This is a genomic window from Empedobacter sp. UBA7611 (assembly GCF_002484365.1).
In the GTDB taxonomy this organism is placed as follows: Bacteria; Bacteroidota; Bacteroidia; order Flavobacteriales; family Weeksellaceae; genus Empedobacter; species Empedobacter falsenii_B.
The window spans coordinates 40799-46798 of sequence record NZ_DLJR01000061.1 but is presented as its reverse complement, the minus strand read 5'-3'; the positions used below and the strand labels follow the sequence as shown (position 1 = coordinate 46798).

At 26.2% G+C, this 6000-nt stretch carries 6 protein-coding genes; all 6 read right to left on the bottom strand.

The genetic code is table 11. The annotated features are described in order from the left end of the window. Nucleotides 1-86: 86 nt before the first annotated feature. The 6 genes from B3R94_RS10450 to B3R94_RS10420 all read right to left on the bottom strand — a co-directional run bounded on the left by B3R94_RS10450 (nt 87) and on the right by B3R94_RS10420 (nt 5884). Nucleotides 87-1622 carry a hypothetical protein gene (locus tag B3R94_RS10450; RefSeq protein ID WP_291100680.1) on the bottom strand — a complete coding sequence of 512 codons (1536 nt, stop codon included), beginning with the start codon at nt 1620-1622 and terminating at the stop codon, nt 87-89. Between the two features lie 234 nt (nt 1623-1856). Continuing rightward, nucleotides 1857-2135 (bottom strand): helix-turn-helix domain-containing protein, encoded by a 279-nt coding sequence (locus tag B3R94_RS10445; RefSeq protein WP_291100677.1) that lies wholly within the window; start codon nt 2133-2135, stop codon nt 1857-1859. Nucleotides 2136-2226: 91 nt separating this feature from the next. Continuing rightward, complete coding sequence (locus B3R94_RS10440; protein WP_291100673.1) at nt 2227-2499, bottom strand: hypothetical protein; 273 nt, start codon at nt 2497-2499, stop codon at nt 2227-2229. 91 nt (nt 2500-2590) lie between these two features. Further along, entirely contained in the window at nt 2591-3784 is a 1194-nt protein-coding gene (locus B3R94_RS10435) for a phage integrase SAM-like domain-containing protein (RefSeq protein WP_291100670.1), read from the bottom strand. Between the two features lie 670 nt (nt 3785-4454). Then, complete coding sequence (locus B3R94_RS10425) at nt 4455-5180, bottom strand: LytR/AlgR family response regulator transcription factor (RefSeq protein WP_038334991.1); 726 nt, start codon at nt 5178-5180, stop codon at nt 4455-4457. Next, a complete protein-coding gene (locus tag B3R94_RS10420; protein ID WP_052217770.1) occupies nt 5177-5884 on the bottom strand; it encodes a sensor histidine kinase in 708 nt (235 codons plus the stop codon). The genes B3R94_RS10425 and B3R94_RS10420 overlap by 4 nt, the downstream gene beginning before the upstream one ends. Nucleotides 5885-6000 lie beyond the last annotated feature (116 nt).

The window sequence follows — 6000 nt, the reverse complement described above, 5'->3', positions numbered from 1 at the left end:
CACACTTTAAGAGACAGTCCTATTTATTAAAAATACTACTGTTTATACAGCTTTAGATTATTATTTCGAACATATTATGGTTATTATTATTTTACTTTTAGACTTGGAGATAAATAAAAAATAGATTTAAAAATTTCCTTTAATTTATAAACTACTTCTTTTTCATACTTTTTGGGAACCATGATGCAATCATGTATTGTTATTACAGTAATCTTCTTAAATTTTTTCTTAATAGTAGGAACAACTTTGTATAACATTATATGTGCTTCTAAATGAAATAAAAAGTGTGCTAGCATTTTATTGCAATCTACTAGTGGTTGATAACCAAAATTTGAAATCCAAAATTGATTCTCCTTCATTTTATATACAAGATAATAGAAATTAGGAAAAAAGTTCTTGATGTGATTCTCAATTAATGGTTTTGATTTGTTTTTACAAAAAAAATAGCTTAAAATATCTTTCTTATTTAAATTAGAATCTCCAATAACTAATTCATAAAATCTATTTTCAATGATTGAAATAAGAATCTTAGAAGCTTCTGATATGAACTTTTCCTTTGATTCTCCTTCAAGAGATTCTAAAGCAATTTTAAATAACTTTCTATAATTAATTAAGTCATCATTTAAATTATTTATTTCATAATTTTCATCTAATTTTAAAAAACACATTATTAATAAGTACGGAATACAAGAGGAAATGTCAATTTCTGCAAAATCTTCATCGTTATGATTTCTCAACAAGATTCTGTGAATACTTCTCATATTAGTTATATTATGATGAAGCCGACCATCAGTGTTTTTGTTAAAACTCATCCATTTCTTTCCATTGTAAAAATCAAAGAGATTTACAAGTGAGATATATTCATTTATTATATTATTATTCGAAACTTTGGAGTCCAGATTATCTAGTTTAACAATAATTTTTTCAAGACTTTCATTAGTATATTTCTCTAAGTAATATAAATAAAAATCATTTGGTAATTTTTCTAGAAGATTTTCAAAAGTGAGAATATCATTATTATCTATGCATGAAATAATATTGGTAATCTTTGTTGTTGCTTCTAATATTAAATTAGATATAAGAAATTTTACTTCTCCTTTAGAAAAGGCAGCTTCTTTATCATAGCTCATATTTAAGAACAATTTATTTTTGAATATGGATTCATTTAAATCATTATGAATATTAAGAAATGTTAATACTTCTAACGGTTTGAATTTAGATGAAATATAATTTTTTTCTTCAATTGGATTAAATGAATAATAATAATCCTCTGTTTTATTAGTTGAATAGAATAGATTAATCAACTTGTCATTATTTCTATCTAATTTATTTATTAGATCGTCAATTATTTCGAAGTTAATCTCTAAATCAATATTCAATTGTTTATTGTATATGTCCCAAAAAACATCTATTATTGATTTATAATGATTTTCATTTAATAGGATATTATACATTTCAAAAATTAAATATCTGATTTCATCAAAATTTTCATATTCTTTCTGTTTAAGATATATACAATCATATTTTAACCTTTCTTCTAATTCTGAATTGTTAAAGTAATTCATTGAAAATGAATATATAGATGGATCTTCCAATCTATAAATTTTAAGCATATTTGCCATAATTTATTTTTTTTAATTTACACTTAATGTGTGTTTTATAATTTGTCACTTTTACAAAAAATAGTGATAAGCTTTTAAACTAATAAAGAGATGTAACACAAGCTTTATATATTTTTGTAATACCTTTAGTTTTACTTTTTAAGCATAGATCTGCTGTCCATAAATCGAAATGATTTGGATAATTTTTATTCTAAAAAAATGGATTAAAATGTTTTTAACACCTATGATGAGGTATTAGTTTAGCTTGTTATTGAGAAGTTTATTCTCAATTTCTGATCGCAAATAATATCTTTTATTACCTAATCCGTATTGTGCAATCAAGCCTTTGTTTGTCCAACGATGAAGTGTACTTAGGTCAATTTTTAATATTCTAGCTGTTTCTTCTCTTGTAAGAAATTCAATTTCCATTTTAAGAATTTCTTTTTGTTGGTTAATAGTTTTTTCGATTATTGTTTTAATCTGAATAATAAGATTATCTGCATCTACATTGTAGAGTGTCAATGTGTTTTTCATACATGTTGTATTTTGTTGATGCAAAGATTTTACAAAATAAATTGAGGAAATAGTAAATCTATTTCCTCATTATTTCCTTTTTGTTAATTGGCTAGTTATCAGTGTTTTTTAAGAAAGTACCAATTTTCTCTTTATTGCGTTTTTCTTTCAGTTCATTAGATTTAGTATTTTTAAGTTTTAATATATAATTATTAAACCATTCATTTTCTTCATCTGAAAGTTTAATATTTTTATTATTATCAACTGTTTTATAACTTGATCCTATTAAATCAGCAAATAAATCATTAATTTGAAAATCTTTTAAATTAAACTCTTTGATTTTTTCTAATGCTTTTGATATATCATTTTTACCTATATATTCCAAGAATGTACTTTCGTATTGGTGACCAGTAATTGCTATTAATAATGAAGTAGGAAAGTTAGGATGTCCATAAAAATTACTAGCAAATGATCTTCTACATATATATATGGCTTGATGCTGCTTTATATAAAGGTATTAGTTTTACATAATTTCTTTTATCATCGACATCATATTCTTTAGCAGAAACCATCCTGTTAATTTCGGCATTCTTAAGTAGCTTTTTTAGATTTACATTAAATATTGTAGAATTAGAGCTAGAATTAGAGCTAGAATTAGAGCTAAATAACGGAGGAAAACCATTATGTTTATCAATAATATTTTTAACAATAGGATGTACTGGTATAGCGACTCTTTTTTTAGTTTTTATTTGAGTAATTTCGATTATCTCATATTCAATACCACTATTATCTTTATAGTTTCGAATACAATTTTTATCGAACCTCATAAAATCGCTGATTCGTTGCCCAGTAAAAGCCCCTATTAGTAACCAATTTCTTGTATTTTCAAGTGTTTTATCATTTAACTCTAAATTATTTAACTTGTCTAATTCATCAAAATTAAGAAAAATGACATCACCTTCTTTATGCTTTTTGATTGTAAAATGAATCTGAGGATTTGTTTCATAGCCGTTATTTCTGGCATCGTAAATAATTGTTTTAAGATTTTTGATTACTCTCCTAATGGTTGATTTCATTAATTTTTTGTAATTGAAAAGAAATGCTTCAAAATTTTGAAAGAAATCTTTATTGCAATCAATAATATCTAGCTCTTTTTCGAAATCAAATTGATATTGTTCTATTACACTTTCTAGGTACCTATACTTTTGTTTTGTTGATTCTATAATGCTTGAGTCATTAGATCTTAATATGTTGTAATTTTTTATGTACGGTAATAATTTACTTTTATTTTCTTCTTCAATTCTTTTTTGAATCTCTCTTTCCTTTTTAATTAAATCACTTGAAGTTGGCAAACCATGAAAACGTAAAATTTCATCTTCAACTAAAGATGGTGTAATGTTGTCTGTATTCGACAAATTTTCAAAAACAATATTTTCAATTGTATTTAAAAGAGTGTTACAATGATTTATTGACTTTATAAAATCTGCATCATTTCTTAATGATATTCTGTCCTTCCTTGAGTAAAGCCTTTTTTCGTCTTTGTTCCAATATTCAATTGGGATGAAAATTTTAGATGCTTTTTGAAAATCGTTCTGTCTGGTTACAGAAACACGAATAATTAATTGTACACTGTCCTTACTGCCTTTAACCACAAATCTTACTTTAGCCATACTTATTATTTTTTTTGATTACGAATGTATGTGTAAGAAGTCGAGTCCGATATTAGTCCGACCATATTGCTATTTTATGTAACTCGAAACAATTTAATGCAATTCTAAAAATCTCTTGAAACATTGATTTTTATTGCATTGTAAAGATTTTTAACGGAATTATGGTATTTAAGCTATTGAATAATATTGCATACTTAGAATCCGCTAGGAACCTCAAGATTAATTGATTATCAATAAGTTAAAAGACGTTTATGCATATGTTTTGCATAACGTCTTTTTTTATGCTTCAATTTTATTTTCATAATTTATTATATTTGATGAATAGTAATATGAATCATATTTGGATTGATGTTTAGGAACAATAATTGGCTCATAGCTCTTTTTATGATCTCGTGGAACATCTATCGTAGATTCTCCATATTAGCTTTTAAACGTTTTGAAGTTGTACCATTACGTGCATTTGGATTATCACTTTTCTCATTTTTTGGAATAACCTAAATGTACTTGAAGTTAGCCTTGCAGCATGGCTTCTGATAAATCAGAATGCAATTCTTTTATTTTAAAGAAAAGTCTTGATGATTTTGATATAGGGGAGTATATCTAACAACAATTATTTAATAATTAAAATACAGAATATTCAAAACTCATATTGAATAAAGAAAGACATTTTTTAATCCTCCATTTTTATATAACCTTCGCCATAATTATCAAAAAATAATTTACGATAAGTAGAACCTATTGCAATGGCAACATCATCGATGTACAATGTGTTATAATCAAAAGAAGTGATATGATTTTTGTTGACAATATAGGATTTGCTCACTCTGTAAAAGCTTGTGTTTGGAAGCTTTGTATGCATTGTTTTTAGATTCATCGCGGTTATCAACTTTTGCTTGTCCGTATAAATGATGACATAATCTTTCAAAGCCTCGATATGCGTAATATCCTCAAAATATAACTTATGAAATCTTCGATCTGCCTTGATAAACATAAACTGCTCTGAATTAGATTCAATTGTTGATTTTATGGTGTTATCTGATAATAATTGATGCAATAATTCTGCTTTTGAAATCCCTTTTTTTAGCCGTTCTTGCGAAATAGGTTTCAATAAATAATCTATCGCATCCAGCTCGTAGCCATCAATCGCAAACTGAGGATAAGCTGTCGTAAAAATAAATAATGTATTCGCAGGCAATTGTTTTGCGAGTTCGAGACCATTTATGCTTGGCATTTCAATATCCAAAAAAACTAAATCGACGTGATTGTTTTTAGTGAAATCAAGTGCTTTGGTTGCGTTACCAAAACTCCCAATGATCTCAATAGATTCAAAACCATTTAGTTCCTCCGATAATTCCTCGCGAGCAAGAGGTTCATCATCAATTATAATACATTTCATAAAGGCAGATTTAAAGTGACAACAAATTCTTTTTCTTTCTTATTTAGCTTCAATTCGTAGTTATCACCATATAAAAGTTCTAATCTTCTTTTGATATTCGTAAGCCCGATTCCTTTATTTTTTGTATCAGAAATTTTAAAATCTGGACAGATAGAATTGCTACATTCAAAATGCAACATAAGATTTGTTATGCTAAAATTAATATTGATATAAGACGCATTATCATTAACATCGACACTATGTTTAACTGCATTTTCGATAAAAACGGTAAATAAGTTTGAAGGAATTAAACGTCGGTTAAGTGATTCCGAATTAATTGTATTGTTGATTTTTACTGTGAAATCGTCCCGTCTTTTTTGCTCTAATTCCAAATAATTGGTAAGAAATAAAATCTCTTGACACAAATTGTTTTTATTGTTTCGATTTTCATACAATTGAAAACGCAGAAATTCTGACAACTTCACAACTGTATTCACAGCTTCTTCGGGATTTTTTCTGATTAGAGCTTTTACACTATTCAAATTATTAAATAAAAAATGAGGATTAATTTGGTTTTTTAATTCCGCTAATTCCATTTTACGCGTTAGTTTTTCTAGTTCGATAATCTTCTCTTTATCAATAATCCAATTCTGCGCTAATCTTGTTGTTGTTGTAATCATGATAAAACTAATCGAAGTAAAAATTCCATAGATTGGCTGTAGCATAAAGAATTCACCTTTTGGAGTATTTAAATGTAGGATATATCGATTGGTTAAAAGTACAATACTTAGGGTTACAATAACTAAACAGATTAAAAGTGAGAAATAGGTCAGGTATTTTC